This is a genomic window from Nocardioides sp. Leaf285, from assembly GCF_001422955.1.
GTDB classification, from domain to species: Bacteria; Actinomycetota; Actinomycetes; order Propionibacteriales; family Nocardioidaceae; genus Nocardioides; species Nocardioides kribbensis.
In genome coordinates, this window is the sequence record NZ_LMNH01000001.1 from 560,256 (window position 1) to 584,193 (window position 23,938).

The following is a 23,938-nucleotide window of genomic DNA, read 5'->3' on the forward strand; positions in this document are numbered from 1 at the left end:
GTAGCCTTCACCGGTTGCCCGCAGCACGTCGCACGACGTGGCCACGGGCAGCGGCACCACCTCGCACGACCTTCACACGAACACCGCCGTCCAACGGCCGCGGAACGAGAGTGCCCGGGAGAACAGGCCCCGGCGCGCCGCGCAGCGAACGCCCACCTCGGGCACGGAAGGAGACCGCATGTCGATCGGTACCGACGCGGAGACCAAGAAGAAGATCATCGCCGAGTACGCCACGACCGAGGGCGACACCGGCTCGCCCGAGGTGCAGATCGCGCTGCTGAGCCACCGCATCAGCCACCTCACCGAGCACCTCAAGCAGCACAAGCACGACCACCACAGCCGTCGTGGTCTGCTGCTGCTCGTCGGCCAGCGCCGTCGCCTGCTGAACTACCTGCAGAAGACGGAGATCGCCCGCTACCGCTCGATCGTCGAGCGTCTCGGCCTGCGTCGCTGACACCGCGTTGACGGGCGGAGCGGCTGCCCCTCGTGGGCAGCCGCTCCCTCGCATTTACGGCTCCGGGCACTACGCTCGGAGACGGAACAACTGAATCTCCACACCATCTCCACCCACCAGGAGCGACCCGCATCGTCGGCCCGGTCCTCGGTAGTGGCCCTCAGACCCGCCAGGAGGCGGACGCGCTGCGGGCCTCGATCGAAGACCGGCCCCCTCCCAGCAGCTATCGGGAGGGTCACCCACGCGGGATCCTCGTCGCAAGACGCCCGCCACCTCGAGCGGGGACGCCGCGGTCCGCTCCGCGAGCACAGAACAAGGACACCCCTTGACCGAGAACACCACGGCTGAGCCCGTGATCTCCGCCGTCGAGACCGTCATCGACAACGGTCCCTTCGGCACCCGCACCGTCAAGTTCGAGACCGGGCTGCTGGCCCGCCAGGCCGCCGGCTCCGTCACGGCCTACCTCGACGACGACACGATGCTGCTCTCCGCGACCACCGCGGGCAAGCACCCCAAGGACCACTTCGACTTCTTCCCCCTGACGATCGACGTCGAGGAGCGGATGTACGCCGCGGGCCAGATCCCCGGCTCCTTCTTCCGCTCCGAGGGTCGTCCGGGCGAGGACGCCATCCTCACCTGCCGCCTCATCGACCGCCCGCTGCGCCCGACCTTCAAGAAGGGGCTGCGCAACGAGGTCCAGGTCGTCATCACGGTGATGGCGCTCAACCCCGACACCCCCTACGACGTGCTGGCCATCAACGCCGCGTCGATCTCCACCCAGCTCTCGGGCCTGCCCTTCTCCGGCCCGGTCGGCGGCGTGCGCGTCGCCCTCATCGACGGCCGCTGGGTCGCCTTCCCGAAGCACTCCGAGCTCGAGCGCGCCGTCTTCGACATGGTCGTCGCCGGCCGCGTGACCGAGACCGGCGACGTCGCCATCATGATGGTCGAGGCCGAGGCCACCGAGCAGACCTGGACCCTGGTCCAGGGCGGCGTGCAGGCCCCGACCGAGGAGATCGTCGCCGGCGGTCTCGACGCGGCCAAGCCCTTCATCAAGCAGCTGGTCGAGGCGCAGGTCGAGCTGGCCAACGTGGCCGCCAAGCCCGTGCAGGAGTTCCCGATCTTCCTCGACTACGAGGACGACGTCTACGCCGCCGTCGAGGCCGCCGCGCAGTCCGACGTGGCCGCCGCGATGACCATCGGCGACAAGCAGGAGCGCGAGGCCAAGACCGACGAGGTCAAGGCCGCCGTCCTGGAGAAGCTCGCCGGCCAGTTCGAGGGTCGCGAGAAGGAGCTCGGCGCCGCCTTCCGCTCGCTGACCAAGTCGCTGGTGCGCGAGCGCGTCCTGCGCGACAAGGTCCGCATCGACGGTCGCGGCCTGGCCGACATCCGCCCGCTGCACGCCGAGGTCGGCGTGATCCCGCGCGTGCACGGCTCCTCGCTCTTCGAGCGCGGCGAGACCCAGATCCTGGGTGTCACCACCCTCGACATGCTCAAGATGGAGCAGCAGCTCGACACCCTCTCCCCGGAGAAGTCGCGCCGCTACATGCACAAGTACGTCTTCCCGCCGTTCTCCACCGGCGAGACCGGCCGCGTGGGCTCGCCCAAGCGCCGCGAGGTCGGCCACGGTGCGCTCGCGCGCCGCGCCCTGCTGCCCGTGCTGCCCACCCGCGAGGAGTTCCCCTATGCGATCCGCCAGCTCTCCGAGGCCATGGGCTCCAACGGCTCCACCTCGATGGGCTCGGTCTGCGCCTCGACGATGTCGCTGCTCCAGGCCGGCGTGCCGCTGCGCGCCGCCGTCGCCGGCATCGCGATGGGCCTCATCTCCGGCGAGGTCGACGGCTCGACGCAGTACGTCGCGCTGACCGACATCCTCGGCGCCGAGGACGCCTTCGGCGACATGGACTTCAAGGTCGCCGGCACGCGCGAGTTCGTCACCGCCCTGCAGCTCGACACCAAGCTCGACGGCATCCCCGCCGAGGTGCTCGCCGCGGCCCTGACCCAGGCCCGCGACGCGCGCCTGGCCATCCTCGACGTCATGGCCGAGGCCATCGACGAGCCCGAGGAGATGGCCGAGACCGCGCCGCGCATCATCACCGTGCGCGTGCCCGTCGACAAGATCGGCGAGGTCATCGGCCCGAAGGGCAAGATGATCAACCAGATCCAGGACGACACCGGCGCCTCGATCTCCATCGAGGACGACGGCACCGTCTACATCGGCGCCACCAGCGGTGCCGCCGCCGACGCCGCGAAGGCCGCGATCAACGCGATCGGCAACCCGACGATGCCCGAGGTCGGCGAGCGCTACCTCGGCACCGTCGTGAAGACGACGAACTTCGGCGCCTTCGTGTCGCTGATGCCGGGCAAGGACGGGCTGCTGCACATCAGCAAGCTGCGCGGCCTGGCCGGCGGCAAGCGCGTCGACGCCGTCGAGGACGTCGTCGCGGTGGGCCAGAAGGTCCAGGTCCAGATCGCCGAGATCGACGACCGCGGCAAGCTCTCCCTGATCCCCGTGGTCGAGGAGACCGAGGGCGGCGACGACGCCGCCGCGGAGACCGCCCCCGAGGAGGCCTGACCCTTCGTGGTTGCTGCACCCCGGTCGACCCGCCCGAGCACCTCGGGCGGGTCGACCGCTTCCCAGGCCGGTGCGCCCGGCCCCCTCGCCCCGTCCGACCGTGGGCTCGCCGCCCGCGGCACGGGCACGGCCCACACGCTGCAGACCGTCACCGACGCCGCGGGCGCCGTGGTGTCGCTGGTGCGGCGTACGGTCCTGCCCGGGGGTCTGCGGGTCATCACCGAGCACATGGCCGGGGTCCGCTCGGCCAGCATCGGGGTGTGGGTCGGCGTCGGCTCCCGCGACGAGGACGACACCCTGCACGGCTGCTCGCACTTCCTCGAGCACCTGCTCTTCAAGGGCACCGCGGAGCGCTCGGCGCTGGACATCTCCATCGCGCTCGACGCGGTGGGCGGTGAGTTCAACGCCTTCACCGCCAAGGAGTACACCTGCTTCCACGCCCGGGTGCTCGACGACGACCTGCCCCTGGCCGTCGACGTGCTCGGCGACATGATCACCGCCAGCCGCATCGACGCCGACGACGTCGAGGCCGAGCGCGACGTCATCCTCGACGAGATCGCGATGCACGACGACGACCCCGACGACGTGGTGCACAACCTCTTCGCCGAGCAGGCGTGGGGCTCCACCTCACCGCTGGGCCGCTCGATCGCGGGCACGGAGGAGTCGATCACCGCGATGACGCGCGAGCGCATCGTGGCCTTCTACCGGCGCCACTACCGCCCCGCCACCATGGTGGTCGCGGTGGCCGGCAACGTCGACCACGACGTGGTCGTGGCGCAGGTCGAGGCCGCCTTCGGCCGCGGGGGGTTCCTCGACGGCGACGAGGAGCCGGTGACCCTGGCCCCGGGCGGCGCGGACGACGCGGCCGGCGGGCGGGCCCTGCTGCCCGTGCGCCCCGGCACGGTGGCCACGACCCGCCCCTTCGAGCAGGTCAACGTCGTGCTCGGCATGGAGGGCATCACCCGCAACGACCCCCGCCGCTTCGCGCTCGGGGTCATCAACACCGCCCTGGGCGGCGGCACCTCCAGCCGGCTCTTCCAGGAGGTGCGGGAGCGTCGCGGACTGGCCTACTCGGTCTACTCCTTCGAGAGCCACCACCTCGACTCCGGCCTGGTCGGGGTCTCGGTGGGCTGCCTGCCGGCCAAGCTCGACGACGTGCTCGCCGTGGTGCGCGCCGAGCTGGCCCGGGTGGCCGCCGAGGGCATCACCGCCGAGGAGCTCGAGCGCGGCAAGGGCATGCTCCGCGGCGGCCTCGTGCTGGGCCTGGAGGACTCCGGCTCGCGGATGTCACGGCTGGGCAAGGCCGAGCTGGTCTACGACGAGCTGCTCGGCATCGACGAGGTCATCGAGCGCATCGACGCGGTGACCCTGGAGGAGACCCGGCGGATCGCGGCCGAGATCTTCGCCCGCCCCGAGATCCTCGCGGTGGTCGGGCCGGCCTGAGCCGGCCCCGTCCCGCGCGCCCTGCGGCGGGCGGCGTCGTCGGGCGGCGCGCTCAGCGCCGTCCGACGATGCCGACCACCGAGGGCACCTTGCGCTGCACGACCTGCACGCGGAAGCCGCCCTCGGCGAGCGCGGCGGAGCACTTCTCGACGATGGTCGGGACCTCCTCGGGGCGCGTGGCCTCGAAGAAGAGGTAGACCGCGCCGCCCGGCACGACCCGCTCGTGCAGCAGCGCGATCTCGTCGGCGCAGTCGCGCACCCAGAAGAGGTTGACGTTGAAGGCGTAGACCTTGTTCAGGCGCTTGACCGGCACCCGCAGGGTGGCCAGGTCGATCTGGCGCACGGTGAGGCGCCCCGACTCGACGTAGCGCGCGCAGCGGCGCTTGGTGCGGTCGACGCCGGACTCCGAGCGGTCGATCGCGAAGAGCTTGCCGGTCTCCAGCCGGCTGCAGATCAGCTCCGCGCCCGCGCCGGGTCCGCAGCCGATCTCGAGCACGTGGTCACCCGGCTGGACGTCCATGAGGTCGACCGACCAGCGGATCCGGGCCGGGATCGTCTGCAGCACCATGGGGGCAAGACTGCCAGAAGTCCGCGAGCGCGTGGCCGGTAGGTTGGCGCCGTGGAAGCAGCGCAGTCGCAGGACGGTCGGCAGGGGCACGCCCCGGGAGCCCTGAGGGTCGGTGTGCTCGGCGCGCGCGGCAAGGTCGGCAGCGCCGTCTGCGCCGCGGTGCGCGGGGCCGAGGGCCTCGAGCTCGTCGCGCAGGTCGACGCCGGCGACTCCCTCGACGTGCTGGCCGAGCAGCGGGTCGAGGCCGTTGTCGACTTCACCCACCCCGACGTGGTCATGGGCAACCTCGAGCGCTGCGTCGCCGAGGGCGTCCACGCCGTGGTCGGCACCACGGGCTTCGACGAGGAGCGCCTGGCCACGCTGCGCGGCTGGCTGGAGGACTCCCCGGGCACCGGGGTGCTCATCGCCCCCAACTTCTCCATCGGGGCGGTGCTGATGATGCGCTTCGCGGCCCTGGCGGCGCCGCACTACGAGTCGGTCGAGATCGTCGAGCTGCACCACCCCGACAAGGCCGACGCCCCCTCCGGCACGGCCCGTCGTACGGCGGAGCTCGTCGCCGCCGCCCGCCGCGAGGCGGGGCTGGGCCCTGCGCCCGACGCGACGTCGACCGCCCTCGACGGGGCCCGCGGGGCCGACGTCGACGGCGTGCCGGTCCACGCCCTGCGGGTGCGCGGTGTCGTGGCCCACCAGGAGGTCGTGCTCGGCGGCGTGGGGGAGACCCTCACCATCCGCCACGACTCCCTCGACCGGGCCTCCTTCACCCCCGGGGTGCTGGCCTCCCTGCGCGTCATCGGGTCGCGCCCGGGCCTCACGGTGGGGCTGGAGCACCTGCTCGACCTGGGTTGAGGGTCGACGGGGGGTCGACCGGCCCCGGGGCCGGACCGACACCCGAGGGGCCGGGCGCCGCTGGCCGGCGATCCGTCCGCAGGCCCGCGCTGACGCGGCGTCGCGGACATCTGCAGGTTCGTGCGATGCACGAACCTGAGGTGCGGCGCCGGTTCCGCGCCCGCTCCCCGCTTGGCAGGGTCGTCCCCGACGCCGTCCCTCCGGACGGCGCAGGCGAGAGGGATGCACGCATGAGAAGGACCACGGGGATCGCGGCGGCCGCAGTGCTGGCGCTGGGGGCGCTCGGCGCCCAGACCACCGGCGCGCTCGCGGGCCCCGGGGAGGGCCCGTCCGCCGGCCCCGCCGCGGGCGGCACGGTGCAGCAGCTCGACGGCGCCACCGGCGCGGCGCGCGACGCGGTCGCGGCGCTCGCCGCCCACCCGCGCGCCGCGCTCGACGCCCCGGGCCAGCAGGTGCGCGCCACCCAGACGATGCTCGACCCCAGCGGCGCCACCCACGTGCGCATGGAGCGCACCTACCGCGGCCTGCCCGTGCTGGGCGGTGACCTGGTGGTCCACCAGGGGGCCTCCGACGCCTGGCGCGGCGTGAGCCAGTCGCTCGACACCCCCCTCGACCTGTCGGTCACGCCCACCGTCGCGGCCTCCCGTGCCGCCGCGCGGGCCACCGCCCCGGCGGCCGGCACCCGCTCGATCGCCCGCATGGAGGTCTCCGCCGACCAGGCTCCCCGCCTGGTCGTCGACGCCCTGGCCGGCACGCCCCGCCTCGCGTGGGAGGTCGTCACGACCGGTCGCCAGGACGACGGCACCCCCAGCCGTCTGGCCAGCTACGTCGACGCCCGCACCGGGCAGGTGCTGCGGCGCGAGGAGCAGATCCAGACCGTCGACGGCTCCGGCCAGTCGCTCTACGGCGGCACGGTGCCGCTGCAGGTCGCCCCCGCGGGGTCGGCGTACGAGCTGCGCGACGTGACCCGCGGCGGCACCTACACCGTCGACCTCGCGGGCAAGCAGGACTCCGCCCTGTGCGGTGTGCTCGGCGTCGGCTGCGCCACCGGCAAGGTCGTCTCCAGCCCCACGACGAGCTTCGGCAACGGCACGACCAGCGACCCCGACTCCGCCGGCGTCGACGCGCAGTACGGCACCGACGTCACGTGGGACTACTACTCCGACGTGCACGGTCGCGAGGGCATCTTCGGCGACGGCTCGGGGTCCTTCAACCGGGTCCACTACGGCAAGAACTACGTCAACGCCTTCTGGGACGGCGAGAAGATGACCTACGGCGACGGTGACGGCACCAACTTCGGTCCGCTCGTCTCCCTCGACGTCGCGGGCCACGAGATGTCCCACGGCGTCACCGAGAACACCGCCGGCCTGACCTACTCGGGGGAGTCGGGCGGTCTCAACGAGGCCACCTCCGACATCTTCGGCACCATGGTCGAGTTCTACGCCGCCAACCCCGCCGACCCGGGCGACTACCTGATCGGCGAGGAGTTCGACCTGAAGGAGAAGGTCGGCTTCCGGCGCATGGACGACCCGATCGCCGACGGCAGCTCGCCGAACTGCTACTCCGCCGACACCAAGAACCTCGACGTCCACTACTCCTCGGGCGTGGGCAACCACTTCTTCTACCTGCTCGCCGAGGGCTCGGGTGCGAAGACGATCGGCGGGGTCGCGCACCGCTCGACGACCTGCGACGGCTCCACGGTCACCGGCATCGGCCGCGACCAGGCCGACGCGATCTGGTTCCGCGCGCTGACGGTCTACATGACCTCCGGCACCACCTACACGCAGGCCCGGGCGGCGACGCTGTCCGCCGCCCGCGACCTCTACGGCGCCGGGAGCGCCCAGGAGTCGGCGGTGGCCGCGGCCTGGAGCGCCGTGAGCGTGGCCTGACCCGGCACGCCCCCTGACCGTGGGCTCGTGCCGGACGGAAACGGCACGGTCCCACCTGGTCGCGGACCCGGTCCTCCGTGGGGGAGGGACCGGACGCGACGAAGGCCCGCACCCCTCGGGGTGCGGGCCTTCATCTGTCCCTGTGTCGCTGACCGTCGGCCCGCTCAGGGCTCGACGGTGACCTTGATGGCCTCGCCGGCCTTGACGATCGCGAAGGCGTCGAGGGCGCGCTCGAGCGGCACGTGCTCGGTGATGAGGTCCTTGACCGGCACCTGACCGGTGGAGATGTACTCCAGCGCGCGCTTGTTGTGCTCGGGGGCCGATCCGTTGGCGCCGTGGATGTGCAGCTGGCGGTAGTGCACGACGTTGGAGTCGCAGGTGATGGTCGGGTCGGTCTTGGGCAGCCCGCCGAAGAAGGAGATGCGGCCGTTGCGCGCGGCCATGGCGATGGCCTGCTCCTGGGTGACGTTGGCCGCGGTGGCGGTGATGATGACGTCGGCGCCGCGACCGTCGGTGAGCTCCATGACCCGCTCCACGACGTCGACCTCGGCGCCGTTGATGACCTCGTCGGGCTGCACCGCGTCGGCCGACATCGCGAGGCGGGCGGCGTTGACGTCGACGAGGAAGACCTTGCCGACCTTGTGCACGCCGCGGGCGATGCGGATGTGCATGCAGCCGATCGGGCCGGCGCCGAAGACCACGAGGGTGTCGCCCTCCTCGATGTCGAGCAGCTCCTGGGCGTTGATGGCGCAGGCGAAGGGCTCGGCGGCCGAGGCCTCGTCGTAGCCGACGTTGTCGGGGATGCGGTTGAGCCCGTCGACCTTGAGCACCTGCTGCGGCACGATCATGTACTCGGCGAAGCCGCCGTCGTACTGGTAGCCGACCGAGGTCTGGTTCTGGCAGACCGCCATCCACCCCTTGCGGCACTCGTGGCACTCCCCGCACGGCACGGCGGCGATGACCTGGGCCCGGTCGCCGACGGCCCAGCTGCTGCCGTAGGTGGCGTTGACGTCGGCACCGACCTCCACGACCTCGCCGGCGATCTCGTGGCCGATGGTGCGCGGGGGAGTGAGGTTCTGGTGGCCGTTGTGGAAGATCTTCACGTCGGTGCCGCAGGTGGAGCAGTTCTTCACCTTGAGCTTGACCTCGCCGGGCCCGCACTCGGGCTCGGGCACGTCCTCGAGCCGGACGTCCTCGGGGGCGTAGAACCGCAGGGCCTTCATGTGTCTCCTCCAGGGGTGCTGTCGACGGGAGTGACCGCGGTCACCCACGGATCACCCTAGACCTCGGCCGCGGGGCCGGGGCTCGCGCCGACCCTACCCGCGTTTGTGTGGAAACGCACCCGCTTGTGTTGGTTTGTTGCTTGACGGGCCTCGGAGGTCGGGGTATAAACAACGAAACGAAGGTGGGTGACCGCGGTCACAGATCGCCCGACCCGCCTCGACACGGGATCCCGGCTCGGCCGGGCTGTTCGAGAGAAGGCGCCATGGCCAGCACCACCCACACAGCACCCGGAAGGTCGGGGGCACGCGTCCACGTCCAGCGGTTCGGGACCTTCCTGTCCAACATGGTCCTGCCCAACATCGGGGCCTTCATCGCCTGGGGGCTGATCACGGCCCTGTTCATCGAGGCCGGCTGGATCACCCTCATCGGCGACAAGCTGGGCTACTCGGGCGGCTACGGCTTCGTCGAGGACCTCGGCGCCTGGGGGTCCGGCGCCGACGGCACCGGGATCGTCGGCCCGATGATCACCTACCTGCTGCCGCTGCTCATCGGCTACACCGGCGGCAAGATGATGTACGACGGCAACATGCGCGGCGGCGTGGTCGGCGCCATCGCCACCATGGGTGCCATCACCGGCGCCAGCGTGCCGATGTTCCTCGGGGCCATGGTGATGGGCCCGCTGGGCGGCTGGTCGATGCGCAAGCTCGACGCGCTGTGGGACGGCAAGATCCGCCCCGGCTTCGAGATGCTCGTCAACAACTTCTCCGCCGGCATCTGGGGCGGCTTCCTCGCCATCATCGGCTTCGTGGTGGCCGGACCCTTCGTGGAGGCCTTCAGCGACGCGGCTTCCAACGTCATCGACACCCTGGTCGAGAACAACCTGCTCCCACTGACGTCGATCTTCATCGAGCCGGCCAAGATCCTCTTCCTCAACAACGCCGTCAACCAGGGCATCCTCACCCCGCTCGGCACGTCCGAGGCCGCCGAGAACGGCAAGTCGATCCTCTTCCTGCTCGAGGCCAACCCCGGCCCGGGCCTCGGTCTGCTGCTGGCCTTCATGTTCTTCGGCAAGGGTGCGGCCAAGGCCTCGGCCCCCGGCGCCATCGTCATTCAGTTCATCGGCGGCATCCACGAGATCTACTTCCCCTACGTGCTGATGAAGCCGATCCTGGTGCTCGCGGTGATCTCCGGCGGCATGGCCGGTATCGCCACCAACCTGGTCTTCGACTCCGGCCTGCGCTCGCCGGCCTCGCCCGGCTCGATCATCGCGGTGTGGGCGGCAGCCCCGCCCAGCAGCCTGCTCGGGGTCACGGCCTCGGTCGTCGTGGCCGCGGGCGTGTCGTTCCTCGTCGCCTCCTTCCTGCTCAAGCTCGACCGCTCCGAGGACGCCGGCGACCTCGCCGCGGCCACCGCGGACATGGAGGCCCGCAAGGGCAAGAAGTCGTCGGTGGCCTCCGCGCTGACCGGTCCGGGTGCGGGCACCGGGGCGATCCACTCGATCGTCTTCGCCTGCGACGCCGGCATGGGCTCCTCCGCGATGGGCGCCTCGGTGCTGCGCAAGAAGGTCCAGGCCGCCGGCTTCTCCGACGTCAGCGTCACCAACAAGGCGATCTCCAACCTGCGCGACGACGTCGACCTCGTGGTCTCCCACCAGGACCTCACCGACCGGGCCCGGCAGCGCAGCGGCTCGGCCCTCCACGTGTCGGTCGACAACTTCATGCAGAGCCCCGCCTACGACGAGATCGTCGACCTGCTGCGCCAGCGCAACGGCGCGGGCGGTGCCCCGACCCCGGCGTCGGCGGAGGAGGAGGGCGCCCTCGGCGGCGCGCTCCTGGCGCGCGAGTCGATCGTGCTCGACGGCACGGCCCGCACCCGCGACGACGCCATCACCGAGGCCGGCCGACTGCTCGTCGCCGCCGGGGCCGCGGAGCCGGCGTACGTGGAGGCGATGCACGAGCGCGAGGCGTCGGTGTCCACCTTCATGGGCAACGGCCTGGCCATCCCGCACGGCACCAACGAGGCCAAGTCCTCGGTGCACCGCACCGCGATCTCGCTCGTGCGCTACTCCGACGGGCTGGACTGGAAGGGCAAGGAGGTGCGCTTCGTCGTGGGCATCGCCGCCGTCGGCAAGGACCACCTCAAGCTGCTGGGTCGCATCGCCGAGGTGTTCCTCGACGACGACCAGGTCGCCCGGCTGGAGCGGGCCTCCACCACCGACGAGGTGCTCGAGGTGCTCGGCCAGGTCCAGCCCGCCTGACCCGGCCTGGTCGCGCCCCTGCCCGACCACGCACGGCCCCCGGCTCCGGCCGGGGGCCGTCGTGCGTCGCGGCGCCCGGTGACCAGGTGTGGCCGGGCGGTCAGACGGCCAGGCGCAGGAGTGCTGCGGTCGCCGCGGCCCCGACCACGACGACGAGGAAGGGCGCCCGGGCCAGGAGCAGCAGCACCGCCGCGCCCAGACCGGCCAGGCGGGCGTCGACCTCGAGCCGCCGGTCGCCGGCCAGCACCTGCACGGCGACGAGCGCGGCCAGCAGCGCCACCGGCAGCAGGTCGGCCACCCGCCGCACGACCGGACGCTCCAGCACCCGCTCGGGCACCGAGAGCCCGGCCAGCTTGAGCAGGTAGCAGCCCACGCCCGCGCCCAGCACGGCGAGCCACGTCGCGCTCACGACGCCGCCCCCGCTGCCGCCCCCGGGGCCGTCCCCGGGTCGGGCCGGTCGCGGCGCAGCACGCCGACCAGCAGCGCCACCCCGCCCGCGACGAGCACGGGCACGCCTGCGGCCGTGAGGGGTACGGCGCCCAGCGCCACACCGGCCGCGGCGAGCGCCACCAGGCGGGTCGGCAGGTCGTGCAGCCGCGGCCAGAGCAGGGCCAGGAACGCCGCACCCACCGCGGCGTCGAGGCCGAGGGCGCGGGGGTCGCCGAGCGACCCGCCGGCGAGGGCGCCGAGGAGGGTGGCGAGGTTCCACAGCGCGAAGACGGCCAGGCCGGTCGACAGGAACCCCAGACGGGCGAGCGCGGTCGTGGGGCGCGCCACCGCCATCGCGGTCGACTCGTCGATCAGCAGGTGGGCGGCCAGCGCCCGGCGACGCCCGCGCCAGGCCAGCAGCGGGGCGAGGCGCAGCCCGTAGAGGGTGTTGCGGGTGCCGAGCAGCAGCGCGGTGACCGCACCCGAGACGGGGCTGCCGCCGACGGCGAGCACGCCGACGAGCGCGAACTGCGAGGCCCCGGTGAACATCAGCAGCGACAGGACGCAGGTCTGGGCCACGTCCAGCCCCGACGCGACCGACACCGCGCCGAAGGAGAGGCCGTAGGCGCCGGTGGCGAGCCCGATGCCGAGGCCGTCGCGCACGATCGCGCGCCGCTGGGCACGCTCACGGCCCGGCTCCTGGCCCGGTCCTCCGACCGGCTCCCCGGTGGGCTCGTGGGCCGCGGGAGGCTGCCCGCCGTCGCCGGGTGGGGTGGTCACGGGCGCCGCGTCAGACCAGCGAGGTGTGCAGCCGCACCTGCGAGACCACGGTGGTGCCGTCGCCGGTGAGGTCGAGGCGGCGGTGGGCGCCGTCGGCGGCCCAGCCCGCGCCCACCAGGAAGGCCCGCAGGGCGTCGTCGGCCGCCACCGACCACAGCACGGCGCGGGTGAAGCGGTCGGCCTGCAGGGTCTCGGCCGCCGCCTGCAGCAGCCGCGACCCGTGGCCGCGCCCGCGGTCGGCCGCGGCCACGACGAGCTCGACGACCTCCGCGTCGGCCACCGGGTCGCAGTCGGGGTCGGCGGCGGGGGTGAGCACGACGAAGCCGGTGGGCCGGTTGCGCTCGAGGGCGACGAGCACGCGGTTGCGGGCGTCGGCGGGGCGGGCCAGCGACCGGGCCCAGGTCTCGGCCGCGGCCGCCTCCGCCTCGGGGCCGCTCGGCAGCGCGTCGACCGGCACGGCCCCGGCGTACAGGTCGGGCCAGGCGCGCAGCTGGAGGGCGGCGATGGCGGCGGCGTCGTCGGCCCACGCCACCCGCACGGACACGTCGGGGCCGGCAGAGGTCATGGCGCGATCCTCGCAGCACCCGGCGGCCCCGGGCCGTTGCCCCCCGGGTCTAGGGTCGGAGCCATGGAGATTCGTAACCTCGGAAAGAGCGGCCTGAAGATCTCGGCCATCTCGTACGGCAACTGGCTCACCCACGGCTCGCAGGTCGAGGAGGACGCCGCCCTGGCCTGTGTGCGGCAGGCGCTGGAGGAGGGCATCACGACCTTCGACACCGCCGACGTCTACGCCAACACCGCCGCGGAGAGCGTGCTCGGCCGGGCGCTCGCCGGCGAGCGGCGCGAGGGCCTGGAGATCTTCACCAAGGTCTACTGGCCCACCGGCCCCGGCGCCCACAACGACCACGGCCTGTCGCGCAAGCACATCATGGAGTCGATCGACGGCTCGCTCTCGCGCCTCGGCACCGACTACGTCGACCTCTACCAGGCCCACCGCTACGACTACGAGACCCCGCTCGAGGAGACGATGGAGGCCTTCGCCGACGTCGTCCACTCCGGCAAGGCGCTCTACATCGGCGTCTCGGAGTGGCGCGCGGAGGAGATCCGGGCCGCCCACGCGCTGGCCCGCGAGCTGCGCATCCCCTTCGTCTCCAACCAGCCGCAGTACAACATGCTCTGGCGCGTCATCGAGTCGGAGGTCGTGCCGACCTCGGAGGAGCTCGGCATCGGCCAGGTCGTCTGGTCGCCGATCGCGCAGGGCGTGCTCACCGGCAAGTACAAGCCCGGCCAGGACGCCCCCGCCGGCTCGCGCGCCACCGACAGCAAGGGCGGCGCCGACATGATCAGCCGCTGGATGAAGGACGACGTGCTCGAGCGCGTGCAGCAGCTGCAGCCCATCGCCGACGAGGCCGGCCTGACCCTGGCCCAGCTGGCGATCGCCTGGGTGCTGCACAACCCCAACGTCTCCTCCGCGATCATCGGGGCCAGCCGCCCCGAGCAGGTCACCGACAACGTCAAGGCCGCCGGCGTGAGGCTGGAGGACGAGGCGCTGCGCCGCATCGACGAGGTGCTCGACCCCGTCGTCGAGCGCGACCCCGCCAAGACCCAGTCGCCGAGGACCCGGGACTTCTCCGACCGCTGAGCCCCGACCGCCCTGGGGCGTCGCCGCCCCGGACGCGCACCGCCCCCCGACGCGCACCGCCCCCCGACCGGCTCGGTCGGGGGGCGGTGTCGTGCCGGGGTGTGGCGCCGGGGCTGCCGGGTCAGCGGTAGTGCTCGGGCAGGCTCTGGCCGAGCTTCACCTTCGCCTTGGGCAGCCGCATGAACTTCATCTGCAGCGCGCGGGTGAGCGCGTAGTACGTCGTGCCCTTGAGCGCGGTGTCGGGGAAGCGTCGCTTGAGCTCGCGTCGCATCTTGAAGCGCAGGAAGACCATGTCGAGCACGACGAGCAGCAGCGTGCCGAAGAGGATGGTGTTGCCGATGCCGGCCAGCGTCGCGTTGCCCGAGTAGGTGAGGATCATCGTGATGATCAGCAGCGGGATCATCAGCTCGATGAAGGAGAAGCGCACGTCGACGAAGTCGCGGATGAAGCTGCGCACGGGCCCCCGGTCGCGGGCCAGGAAGTAGCGCTCGTCGCCCTCCTTCATCGCCTTGCGGACCTTCTGGCTCGACTCCACGCGGGCGGCGCGCTGGGCCTGGGCCTGCTCGCGTCGCGTGCGCGGCACCTTGGCGCGGGCACGGGCGGCGGCCTCGGCCTCCTTGCGGGTGGGCGTCGGGCGCCCCTTGCCGCCGGGCTTGACGACCGGCGGCGCCTCGGTGGTGGTGTCGGACTTGCTGCGACCAAACAACGCGGTGACCTCGTGACGGGCGGGGAGCGGACGGAGAGGGTGCTGAGCGTGAGGGCGGCCCCGCGCACCTGCCCGGTGCCAGCCTACCGGCGTCGTGGCGCCGTCGGCGGTGCGGTGGCAGTGCGGTGACGGTGTGCCGGGGGTGCTGCCCGGCCGCCCGTGCGTGCCCGTGCCCCGGTGGCCGTGGCCGGTGTTGCCGCGCGGCCGTAGGGTGAGCACCACAGCCGCACCCGTCCGGAAGAGGGACCAGCACCCCATGAGCCTCATGAAGCGCATCAGCCTGATCTTCAGGTCGAAGGCCAACACCGCCCTCGACCGTGCGGAGGACCCCCGCGAGACGCTGGACTACAGCTACCAGCGCCAGCTCGACCTGCTCTCGAAGGTCCGCCGCGGCGTGGCCGACGTCGCCACCAGCCGCAAGCGGGTCGAGCTGCAGGTCAACCAGCTCGAGCAGCAGGGCGCCAAGCTCCAGGGCCAGGCCCAGAAGGCCATCGACATGGGCCGCGAGGACCTCGCCCGCGAGGCGCTCACGCGCAAGTCGGCCCTCAACGGCCAGATCGACGACCTCAAGGCCCAGCACGCGCAGCTCCAGGGTGAGGAGGAGAAGCTGACCCTCGCCCAGCAGCGCCTGCAGGCCAAGGTCGAGTCCTTCCGCACCCGCAAGGAGACGATCAAGGCCACCTACACCGCCGCCGAGGCCCAGACCCGCATCAACGAGGCGATGTCGGGCATCGGCGAGGAGATGGGCGACATCGGCCTGGCCATGCAGCGCGCCGAGGACAAGACCGCGCAGATGCAGGCCCGCGCCGGCGCCATCGACGAGCTGATCGCCTCCGGTGCGCTCGACGACGCCAGCTCCCTCAACCGCGGCGACGACATCAGCCGCGAGCTCGACGCGATGAGCTCGCAGTCCGACGTCGAGGCCGAGCTCGCCCGGCTCAAGGGCGTCTCCGCCCCCGCGCAGCCGCAGGCCATCGAGGGCGGCGACGGCGGCGACATCCTCGCCGCCGAGCCGCAGAGGGCCGAGCAGCCGCGGGACGGCCAGGCATGATCGTCCGCATCCTCGGCGAGGGGCAGTACGACGTCGCCGACAACGCCCTCGACCGTCTCAACGCGCTCGACGCCGCGGTGGAGACCGCCGTCGAGGCCGGCGACGAGGACGCCTTCGCGCCGGCGCTGCACGCCCTGCTCGAGGGCGTGCGCACCGTCGGCGTGGCCCACGCCCTCGACAGCCTCGACGAGTCCGACCTCATCCTCCCGCCCGCCGACGCCAGCCTGGCCGAGGTGCGCGAGATGCTGGCCGACGACGGGCTCATCCCCGGCTGACCCGCCGTGGGGCCCGTCCTCCCGCCCCAGGCCGCTCACAGGGTCCTCTTGGGCAGGTCGGGGACACTGGGGTCATGGCCCACTCCCGCTTCGTCAAGGACCGCGGCCTCACCGCGCGGATGACCCTCGTGATGTTCCTGCTCGGGCTGCTCTTCGTGGTGCTCGTCGTCGGGCTGATGGCGGCCTTCCGCAGCCCGGGGCTCGGTCTGCTCATCGGCGTCGCCGGCCTCGGGCTGGTGTGGTGGCAGTGGTACTCCTCCGACACCGTGGCGATGAAGGCCATGCGGGCCCGCGAGGTCACCCCGCAGCAGGCCCCCGAGCTGCACGGCATGATCGACCGGCTGTGCGCCCTGGCCGACATGCCGAAGCCGCGGGTCGGCATCGCCGACAACCGGCTGCCCAACGCCTTCGCCACCGGCCGGTCCCCGGAGCGCGCGGTCGTGGTCGTCACCACCGGCATCATGCAGACCCTGAACGCCGAGGAGCTGGAGGGCGTGCTCGCCCACGAGCTCTCCCACGTCGCGCACCGCGACGTGCTGGTGATGACCGCGGCCTCCTCGGCCGGCATCCTCGCCGGCACCCTCACCCAGGGCGCGCAGTACGGCGCGATCTTCGGCGGCGGGCGCCGCGACAACAACAACGGGCTCCCGGTGTGGCTGCTCGTGCTGCTGGTCAGCGTGGTCACCTACGCCGTGAGCTTCGTGCTCATCAAGGTCCTCTCGCGCTACCGCGAGCTCTCGGCCGACCGCTCGGGGGCCTACCTCACGATGAACCCCCAGGGACTGGCCTCCGCGCTGCAGAAGATCACCGGCGAGATCAACACGATCCCGCAGAAGGACCTGCGCGCCTCGCAGTCGATGAACGCCTTCTTCATCGCCCCCGCCGTGCGTGGCGCCTCGCTGAAGACCCTCACCAGCACCCACCCCTCCCTCGAGCAGCGCCTCGAGCAGCTGGCCCGCATCCAGGCCGAGCTCGGTCGGCCGGCGCTCTGATGGGCTTCCTCGACGCGATCCTGGGGCGCACCACCCCCAAGCAGGCCAACCTCGACGCGCTCTTCCTCGTGCCCAGCGCGGCGATCACCCTGCAGGCCTCGGCCGGTCTGCGGCCCACCGGCTCCGGGGCGGTGTGCTACCGCGCCGCCGGCGGTGCCGCCTTCGGGCAGGTCGAGGCCGACATCCTCGCGCTGCTGCGCGACGCCCCGGACGCTCCCGAGGTGCGCACCAGCCGCGACGAGTTCGGCTTCACCTGGCTGGTCGTCGACGACGACCCCGACGACGTCGCGGGACTGTGCACCGACCTCCACGCGGTCAACACGACCCTGGAGGCCCACGGGTTCGGTCCCGGGCTGCTGTGCTCCCTGGTGCCCTTCCAGGACGCCTCCGGGCGTCGGGTGGGGCTGGTCTACCTCTACAAGCAGGGGACCTTCTACCCCTTCGCCCCGTCGGGTCCGCAGCAGCGCGACAACCTCACCGAGATCTCCCTGCGCGAGACCCTGGCCGGCGAGCTGCCCGTGGAGAAGGACATGTCGCGCTGGCTCGCGGTCTGGGGCGCACCGGGCCTGTGACCCCGCGGCCCCGACCCGGCCGTACGCCGCACACGCGTGCTCCCAGGCACTAGGGTCTGCCCCAGGACCCATCCACCGCGCCCACGTCCCCCCGCGGGGGCCGCGGTCTCACCCCCCAGGAGCGTCGTGTCCCTCTCGGAGCAGTCCCGGCCCCACCCCGCGCCGCCGGTGGCGCCGGACGGCGACGGCTCGGCCCTCGACCGCCAGCGCGTGGTGGAGATCGACCGCTACCAGGTGCTCGTCGACCCGCCGCGCGACGACCTGGTCGCCCTGGTCGAGGTGGCCGCCCAGGTCGCCGACGTGCCGATGGCCACCATCAACCTCATCTCCGACACCTCCCAGCACCAGATCGCCACCAAGGGCTTCGACGCCTCGGTGTGCAGCCGCGAGGACTCGATGTGCGCCGCGGTCCTCCACGAGGACGAGCCGGTCATCGTGGCCGACGCCTCCCAGGACGAGCGCTTCAGGGACAACCCGTTCGTCACCGGGGTGCTCGGCGACGTGCGCTTCTACGCCACCCACCAGCTGACCACACCGGGCGGGGTGGTCATCGGCACGCTGTGCGTCTTCGACACGGTGCCGCGCGAGCTGTCGTCGGCCCAGGAGGGCGCGTTGACGAAGCTCGCGGACCGTGTGGTCGACCTCTTGGAGCTCGAGCTGCGCAGCCGTGAGCTCGCGGCCTCCGTCGTCGAGCTCGAGGGTGCGCGGGTCGAGCTGGAGCGCTCCAACCAGCAGCTGGCCGCCTTCGCCGGCCAGGTCAGCCACGACCTGCGCAACCCGCTCACCGCCGTCGCCATGTCGCTGAGCATGATCGAGGAGGAGGTCGACCCGGAGTCCGACGACCTCCAGTTCCTCGTGCGCCGTGCCCGCGGCGGCGCGACGCGCATGCAGTCGATGATCGACGACCTGCTCGCCTTCGCGCGCGTGGGGGCCGAGCTGACACGGGAGCCGGTGGACCTCGACGAGGTCGCCGCCGAGGTCCACGAGGACCTCGAGACCGCGTTGGTCGGCGCCGAGCTGACCATCGACCCGCTGCCCACCGTGCCGGGCGACCACGTGCAGCTGCGTGCCGTCCTGCAGAACCTCGTGGCCAACGCCGCGAAGTTCACCCGGCCCGGGCAGCCGGCCCGCATCGAGGTCCGCGCCCGACCGACCGTGGTCCTCGGCCCCGGGGTAGCCGACCCGCTCGACCCCGAGGCGGGCCAGGGCGTCGACGGCTGGCGCGTGGAGGTCGTCGACCACGGCATCGGCATCCCCGCCGAGCAGCGCGACCGCGTCTTCGAGCCCCTGGCCCGCGTCGCGACCGAGGTGCCGGGCTTCGGCATCGGCCTCGCCACGGTGCGCCGCATCGTCGAGGCCCACGGCGGCGACGTCGGTGTCACGGAGACCGCTGGCGGCGGGGCCACCGTCTGGTTCGCCCTGCCGCTCTGACCTGCCGCTCCGACCTGCCGCTCCGATTCGTCGCTCCGACCGGCCGCCCGGACCTGCCGACCCGTCGGCCCGGCCCGCGGCCAGGACCGCGGGGCGGCCCCGGCGTACGGCGCTCGGGTCAGTCCTTGGCGGTGCGCCCGGGCAGGGCGAGCATCCGCTCGAGCGCCACGAGCGCCCACTTCTCGGTCTCGGGGTCGACCTCGATGCGGTTGACCACGGTGCCCGCGACGAGCGACTCCATGGCCCACACGAAGTGGGGCAGGTCGATGCGGTTCATCGTGGAGCAGTAGCACACGGTCTTGTCGAGGAACGTGATGCGCTTGTCGGGGTGGGCGGCGGCCAGCCGCTTGACGAGGTTGAGCTCGGTGCCGATGGCCCAGCTGGAGCCGGCCGGTGCGGACTCGATGGTCGTGATGATGAACTCGGTGGAGCCCACCAGGTCGGCCTTCAGCACGACCTCGTGGGTGCACTCGGGGTGCACGAGGATCTGCACGTCGGGGATCGTGGCGCGCAGCTGGTCGACGACCTCGGCGGAGAAGCGGCCGTGCACCGAGCAGTGGCCCTTCCACAGGATCATGGTCGCGTCGGAGAGCTGCTCGGGGCTCAGGCCGCCGTCGGGGCGGTGGGGGTCGTAGACGACGCAGTCGTCGAGGCCCAGGCCCATCTGCAGCACGGCGGTGTTGCGGCCGAGGTGCTGGTCGGGCAGGAAGAGGACCTTCGCGCCGCCGGCGACGCCGCCCTTCTGCTCGAAGGCCCACTCGAGGGCTACCTCGGCGTTGCTCGAGGTGCACACCACCCCGCCGTGGCGACCGCAGAAGGCCTTGATGTCGGCCGAGGAGTTCATGTAGGTCACCGGCACGACCGAGTCGGCGACGCCGGCGGCCTCGAGGGCGGCCCACGCGGCCTCGACCTGGGTCAGGCGCGCCATGTCGGCCATGGAGCAGCCGGCGGCGAGGTCGGGGAGGATGACCTGCTGGTCGGGGCCGGTGAGGATGTCGGCCGACTCGGCCATGAAGTGCACGCCGCAGAAGACGATGTACTCCGCGTCGGGGCGGGCCGCGGCGTCGCGGGCCAGCTTGAAGGAGTCGCCGGTGACGTCGGCGAAGGCGATGACCTCGTCGCGCTGGTAGTGGTGGCCGAGCACGAAGACCTTGTCGCCCAGCGCCTCCTTGGCCGCCCGGGCGCGTGCGACCAGGTCGGGGTCGGAGGCCGGGGGGAGGTCGCCCGGGCACTCGACGCCGCGCTCGGCGGACAGGTCGGTGCCGCGGCCCAGCGGCAGCAGCGGGAGGTCGACGGTCGTCATGCCCCGATCGTATTCCTGCCACCCGCGCGCCGGCGCATCCCCTGCGCGGCGCTGGACGCCCCGCGGCGTGCCCCGGCCCCGCCCGGCGGCCTCAGAGCAGGGCGCCGTTGTGGACGTACGGCGCGGGCGGCGCCATGCCGCGCACCGCCAGGTGGCCCTGCGTGTCGAGCGCGAGCCGCAGCCCGAGGGCCACGTCGACGGCCCAGGCGTTGAGGCTCGTGAGGTGGCCGACCTGCACCGAGGAGCCCGCGCGGTCCTCCGCCCGGGCCAGGCACTCCACCAGCAGGTCGCGGGCGGTGGCCTCGTCTCGAGCGGCGAGCAGGGCGGGGCCCGCGGGGCCGGCGTAGGCGTAGCCGGAGCGGTCGCCGGCCACGACCAGCGGCGCCATCTCCGAGAGGGAGACGTGGTCGGGCCCGTGCGGTCCGCCGCGCAGCGCGCGGTCGAGGTCGTCCATCCACGTGCGGTCGGCCGCGGTGCCCTCCCGCAGCCCCCTCACCGACGGCAGCAGGGACCGGTCGAGGCGCCCGTGGAGCAGCAGCTGGGGGTGCAGGCTGAAGCCCGCAGCCCAGTAGCGCCGCAGTGCACCCTGGTCCTCCGAGGCCGACAGCATCGCGCGGTCGCACCCGGCTCCGTGCGCCTCGGCGCGGGCGAGCAGGGCCGCACCGACGCCGCGACCCTGCGCTCCCGGGCGCACCGCGAAGGTGACCAGCACCCACAGCCGCTCCCGCCTCACCGAGGTGGCGAACCCCACCAGCCCCGCGGCGTCCTCGGCCACCCAGCAGCCGCCGGGGTCGGTGTCGAGGAAGCGTGCGGTGCGGGTGACCCATCGTGCGACCCGCTCGGGCCCACGGCGGCCCGGCTCGGGCCGACCGGGCCGCCGGGTGGCGGTGTCGACGGCCTCGAAGGCCGCGCCGCTGAGCGCCTCGGCCGCCGCCACGTCACCGTGGTCCATCGGCCTCAGCACCCAGCCGTCCACGTCTGCGCCCATGACCGGGACCCTAGGTCCCCGGGCCGCCCGGCGCAGGGTGTGAGGATGGTCGCATGCGCATCCTCGTGGCTCCCGACAAGTTCGCCGGCACGCTCTCCGCGGTCGAGGCCGCCGAGGCGGTCGCGCTCGGCTGGCGCCGGCAGGCGCCCGACGACGAGGTCGACCTGGCGCCCATGTCCGACGGCGGACCCGGCTTCGTCGACGTCCTCCACGCCGCGCGGGGCGGCGAGCTGCTGGCGGTGACCGTCACCGGCCCGACCGGTGCGCCCACGCCGGCCACGGTGCTGGTGCTCGACGGCACGGCGTACGTCGAGACCGCGCAGGCCTGCGGACTGCACCTCACCGGCGCCTCCGGGGCCGAGGGCGCCACCACGCGCGGGGTGGGGGAGCTGCTCGAGGCCGCGCTGGGCACCGGCGTCCGGACCGTGGTCCTCGGCCTGGGCGGCAGCGGTACCAACGACGGGGGAGCCGGCCTCCTCGCCGCCCTGGGGGCCACCGCCGACGTCGCCCTCGACGCCGGGCCCGCGGGTCTGGCCGGCGTCACGCAGGTCGACCTGTCCGCGGCCCGCGAGCGGGTCGGCGACGTGCGGCTGGTCGCCGCCTCCGACGTCGACAACCCGCTGACCGGCCTCTTCGGGGCCACCAAGGTCTTCGGTCCGCAGAAGGGCGTCGGCGAGGACCGGCTGCCGGTCCTCGACGGCTGGCTCGAGGAGTGGGCGGGGGCCACCGACCGGCGCACGTCGCTGGAGAAGGGCGCCGGGGCCGCCGGGGGCCTCGGTCACGCGCTGCTGCTGCTCGGGGCGACCCGGGAGCCCGGCATCGCCCTCGTCGTCGACGCCGTGGGGCTCGCCGAGCGGGCCCGCGCCGCCGACCTCGTGCTCACCGGCGAGGGCGCCTTCGACTTCTCCAGCCGCGCGGGCAAGGTGCCCTCCGGGGTGGCCGACGTCGCCCAGCAGGCGCTGCGGCCCTGCGTCGCGCTGGCCGGGCAGGTGCTGGTCGGCTCGCGCGAGATGCGGGCCCTCGGCGTGGAGTCGGCGTACTCGCTGGTCGACCTGGTGGGCGAGGAGCGCGCCTTCGCCGACCCCGCCGGGGCCCTGGCGGAGCTCGCCGAGCGGGTCGCCCGCACCTGGTCGCGCTGAGGTGCCGACCGGCGGGGGAATAGCCGCAGGTGTGCGACCATTGAGGAGAACGTAGACGTCGCTCCTCCCCGGGGCGACACCCTCGCACCCTCGACGATCGGGAGCCACAGACATGACCGAGCAGGTGGAGACCACCACGGAGCGCCGCACCGACAGCATCAACCTCAGCCCGGTGGCGGCTGCGAAGGTGAACAGCCTCCTCGAGCAGGAGGGCCGCGACGACCTCGCGCTGCGCATCTCCGTGCAGCCCGGTGGCTGCTCGGGCCTGCGCTACCAGCTGTTCTTCGACGAGCGCAGCCTCGACGGCGACGTCGTCACCGACTTCGACGGCGTGTCCGTCGTGGTCGACCGCATGAGCGTGCCCTACCTCAACGGCGCGATGATCGACTTCGTCGACAGCATCGAGAAGCAGGGCTTCACCATCGACAACCCCAACGCGACGGGTTCGTGCGCCTGCGGCGACTCCTTCCACTGAGCCGCACCGCGGCAGCAGACGCGCCGGACGGCCCCTGAGGCCGCCACCGGCTGCGGGACGACGAACGCCCCCGACCTCTGGTCGGGGGCGTTCGTCGTCGGACCAGCCCCGGTCAGGCCCCGGGCCCGTGGTCGCGGTCTCGGTCGTGGGGCCCGTCGAGGCGGGCAGCCCTGAGCGAGACGGCGCCCGACAGGCCACCGCACCGCCGCCCCCCGGACCCGAGGGACGGTCGGGCGCTCGACGTCGGCCCGTCGGGCCGGCTGAATGCGGGCTCCGGGCCCTCGGACCCCAGTCGTAGGGCCGGTGGTGCCGCTCGGTCCCACGAAGTGGCGGCAGACGGCAGGTCGACGGACCGCCGGCGTGTCGTTCGCCGCCACTCCGACGGGCCGCCGTCGCCGCACCCGCGCCAGCCGCTGCCGGCGGGGGCGGCCCCGACCCGCGGGCGGCCCACCGCCGGAGGTCCGACGGCACCGTCGGCGAGCGGACCCGGTCCGACGACGGGGCCGGGCGACCCGTCCGCAGGTCAGTCGAGGTGCAGGTGCAGCGCGTTGGCCAGCCGCTGCGCGGCCTCGGAGATCGCGATCTCGCGCTTGGGGAGATCGGTGGGGTAGCGGTCGTAGGTGAGGCCCGGGGCGGGGGTGCCGACCCGGTCGAGGGCGTCGGCCAGGCCCAGGTTGCGGCCGACCTCGACACAGTCGCGGCGCATGTCGACGGGGCTGGCGAGGTCGGCGTGGGCGAGCCGGTCGGTGCGGGCGTCAGCAGTCATGCGTGCGACGCTAGGGGCTACCAACGGGTACTCCCAGGAGTACCCGCGGGTAGTGTTCGCCGACGTGCCTCCCACCTCTGCCGACGCCCCCGTCGACGCTCCCGCCGCGCTCCTCATCGCCGGCTCGATCGCCACC

At 73.2% G+C, this 23,938-nt stretch carries 23 protein-coding genes; 14 read left to right on the plus strand and 9 right to left on the minus strand.

Annotated features, from left to right (window positions below; genetic code table 11):
* Positions 1-178 precede the first annotated feature (178 nt).
* From rpsO to ASF47_RS02645, 3 genes are all read left to right on the plus strand, one after another.
* Positions 179-454 carry a 30S ribosomal protein S15 gene (gene rpsO, locus ASF47_RS02635; RefSeq protein ID WP_056862426.1) on the plus strand — a complete coding sequence of 92 codons (276 nt, stop codon included), beginning with the start codon at positions 179-181 and terminating at the stop codon, positions 452-454.
* Between the two features lie 325 nt (positions 455-779).
* A complete protein-coding gene (locus ASF47_RS02640; protein ID WP_056862427.1) occupies positions 780-3,026 on the plus strand; it encodes a polyribonucleotide nucleotidyltransferase in 2,247 nt (748 codons plus the stop codon).
* A gap of 6 nt (positions 3,027-3,032) precedes the next feature.
* The gene (locus tag ASF47_RS02645; RefSeq protein ID WP_082499921.1) at positions 3,033-4,469 is read left to right on the plus strand and encodes a M16 family metallopeptidase; all 1,437 of its coding nucleotides are present in this window, start codon (positions 3,033-3,035) and stop codon (positions 4,467-4,469) included.
* A 52-nt stretch (positions 4,470-4,521) separates the two neighbouring features.
* On the opposite strand, the gene ASF47_RS02650 is transcribed toward ASF47_RS02645, so the two are convergent.
* Positions 4,522-5,037, minus strand: a complete 516-nt coding sequence (locus tag ASF47_RS02650; RefSeq protein ID WP_056862428.1) for a class I SAM-dependent methyltransferase — start codon at positions 5,035-5,037, stop codon at positions 4,522-4,524.
* A gap of 102 nt (positions 5,038-5,139) precedes the next feature.
* On the opposite strand from ASF47_RS02650, the gene dapB reads away from it, so the two are divergent.
* Positions 5,140-5,883 (plus strand): 4-hydroxy-tetrahydrodipicolinate reductase, encoded by a 744-nt coding sequence (gene dapB / locus ASF47_RS02655; protein WP_056862918.1) that lies wholly within the window; start codon positions 5,140-5,142, stop codon positions 5,881-5,883.
* A 230-nt stretch (positions 5,884-6,113) separates the two neighbouring features.
* Positions 6,114-7,772, plus strand: coding sequence for a M4 family metallopeptidase (locus ASF47_RS02660; protein WP_056862429.1), 1,659 nt, complete (start codon positions 6,114-6,116; stop codon positions 7,770-7,772).
* A gap of 164 nt (positions 7,773-7,936) precedes the next feature.
* Here the strand turns inward: ASF47_RS02660 and ASF47_RS02665 are convergent, their stop codons facing one another.
* Positions 7,937-8,995, minus strand: a complete 1,059-nt coding sequence (locus tag ASF47_RS02665; RefSeq protein WP_056862430.1) for a zinc-dependent dehydrogenase — start codon at positions 8,993-8,995, stop codon at positions 7,937-7,939.
* A gap of 263 nt (positions 8,996-9,258) precedes the next feature.
* Between ASF47_RS02665 and ASF47_RS02670 the strand changes: the two genes are divergently transcribed.
* Positions 9,259-11,253: a PTS mannitol transporter subunit IICBA gene (locus tag ASF47_RS02670; RefSeq protein ID WP_056862431.1), complete on the plus strand. Its 1,995-nt coding sequence runs from the start codon at positions 9,259-9,261 to the stop codon at positions 11,251-11,253.
* Between the two features lie 100 nt (positions 11,254-11,353).
* Here the strand turns inward: ASF47_RS02670 and ASF47_RS02675 are convergent, their stop codons facing one another.
* Genes ASF47_RS02675 through ASF47_RS02685 form a run of 3 tightly spaced genes read right to left on the minus strand, consistent with a single transcriptional unit; the run spans position 11,354 to position 13,027 of the window.
* On the minus strand, positions 11,354-11,662 hold the full coding sequence (locus ASF47_RS02675; RefSeq protein ID WP_056862432.1) for an AzlD domain-containing protein: 309 nt from the start codon (positions 11,660-11,662) through the stop codon (positions 11,354-11,356).
* A complete protein-coding gene (locus ASF47_RS02680) occupies positions 11,659-12,462 on the minus strand; it encodes an AzlC family ABC transporter permease (RefSeq protein ID WP_082499922.1) in 804 nt (267 codons plus the stop codon). The genes ASF47_RS02675 and ASF47_RS02680 overlap by 4 nt, the downstream gene beginning before the upstream one ends.
* A gap of 10 nt (positions 12,463-12,472) precedes the next feature.
* Positions 12,473-13,027, minus strand: a complete 555-nt coding sequence (locus tag ASF47_RS02685) for a GNAT family N-acetyltransferase (protein WP_056862433.1) — start codon at positions 13,025-13,027, stop codon at positions 12,473-12,475.
* A 63-nt stretch (positions 13,028-13,090) separates the two neighbouring features.
* Between ASF47_RS02685 and ASF47_RS02690 the strand changes: the two genes are divergently transcribed.
* Positions 13,091-14,104 carry an aldo/keto reductase family protein gene (locus ASF47_RS02690; protein ID WP_056862434.1) on the plus strand — a complete coding sequence of 338 codons (1,014 nt, stop codon included), beginning with the start codon at positions 13,091-13,093 and terminating at the stop codon, positions 14,102-14,104.
* Between the two features lie 121 nt (positions 14,105-14,225).
* Here ASF47_RS02690 and ASF47_RS02695 read toward each other — a convergent pair whose 3' ends face one another.
* Entirely contained in the window at positions 14,226-14,810 is a 585-nt protein-coding gene (locus tag ASF47_RS02695; protein ID WP_056862435.1) for a DUF3043 domain-containing protein, read from the minus strand.
* A 256-nt stretch (positions 14,811-15,066) separates the two neighbouring features.
* Here ASF47_RS02695 and ASF47_RS02700 point away from each other — a divergent pair, with 256 nt between their 5' ends.
* The 5 genes from ASF47_RS02700 to ASF47_RS02720 all read left to right on the plus strand — a co-directional run bounded on the left by ASF47_RS02700 (position 15,067) and on the right by ASF47_RS02720 (position 19,131).
* Entirely contained in the window at positions 15,067-15,861 is a 795-nt protein-coding gene (locus tag ASF47_RS02700; RefSeq protein WP_200918922.1) for a PspA/IM30 family protein, read from the plus strand.
* The gene (gene pspAA / locus ASF47_RS02705; RefSeq protein ID WP_056862437.1) at positions 15,858-16,136 is read left to right on the plus strand and encodes a PspA-associated protein PspAA; all 279 of its coding nucleotides are present in this window, start codon (positions 15,858-15,860) and stop codon (positions 16,134-16,136) included. The genes ASF47_RS02700 and pspAA overlap by 4 nt, the downstream gene beginning before the upstream one ends.
* Positions 16,137-16,210: 74 nt before the next feature.
* Positions 16,211-17,128, plus strand: coding sequence for a zinc metalloprotease HtpX (gene htpX / locus ASF47_RS02710; RefSeq protein WP_056862438.1), 918 nt, complete (start codon positions 16,211-16,213; stop codon positions 17,126-17,128).
* A complete protein-coding gene (gene pspAB / locus ASF47_RS02715; protein WP_056862439.1) occupies positions 17,128-17,700 on the plus strand; it encodes a PspA-associated protein PspAB in 573 nt (190 codons plus the stop codon). The genes htpX and pspAB overlap by 1 nt, the downstream gene beginning before the upstream one ends.
* 126 nt (positions 17,701-17,826) lie before the next feature.
* The gene (locus ASF47_RS02720; RefSeq protein ID WP_200918923.1) at positions 17,827-19,131 is read left to right on the plus strand and encodes a sensor histidine kinase; all 1,305 of its coding nucleotides are present in this window, start codon (positions 17,827-17,829) and stop codon (positions 19,129-19,131) included.
* A gap of 118 nt (positions 19,132-19,249) precedes the next feature.
* On the opposite strand, the gene nadA is transcribed toward ASF47_RS02720, so the two are convergent.
* Both nadA and ASF47_RS02730 read right to left on the minus strand, forming a co-directional pair.
* Positions 19,250-20,434 carry a quinolinate synthase NadA gene (gene nadA, locus ASF47_RS02725; protein ID WP_056862440.1) on the minus strand — a complete coding sequence of 395 codons (1,185 nt, stop codon included), beginning with the start codon at positions 20,432-20,434 and terminating at the stop codon, positions 19,250-19,252.
* A 91-nt stretch (positions 20,435-20,525) separates the two neighbouring features.
* Positions 20,526-21,422, minus strand: coding sequence for a GNAT family N-acetyltransferase (locus ASF47_RS02730; RefSeq protein ID WP_056862441.1), 897 nt, complete (start codon positions 21,420-21,422; stop codon positions 20,526-20,528).
* Positions 21,423-21,475: 53 nt separating this feature from the next.
* Here ASF47_RS02730 and ASF47_RS02735 point away from each other — a divergent pair, with 53 nt between their 5' ends.
* Positions 21,476-22,561 carry a glycerate kinase family protein gene (locus ASF47_RS02735; protein WP_056862442.1) on the plus strand — a complete coding sequence of 362 codons (1,086 nt, stop codon included), beginning with the start codon at positions 21,476-21,478 and terminating at the stop codon, positions 22,559-22,561.
* Positions 22,562-22,673: 112 nt separating this feature from the next.
* Positions 22,674-23,036: an iron-sulfur cluster insertion protein ErpA gene (erpA, locus tag ASF47_RS02740; protein ID WP_056862443.1), complete on the plus strand. Its 363-nt coding sequence runs from the start codon at positions 22,674-22,676 to the stop codon at positions 23,034-23,036.
* Between the two features lie 523 nt (positions 23,037-23,559).
* Here erpA and ASF47_RS02745 read toward each other — a convergent pair.
* A complete protein-coding gene (locus tag ASF47_RS02745) occupies positions 23,560-23,802 on the minus strand; it encodes a hypothetical protein (RefSeq protein WP_056862444.1) in 243 nt (80 codons plus the stop codon).
* Between the last annotated feature and the right edge of the window lie 136 nt (positions 23,803-23,938).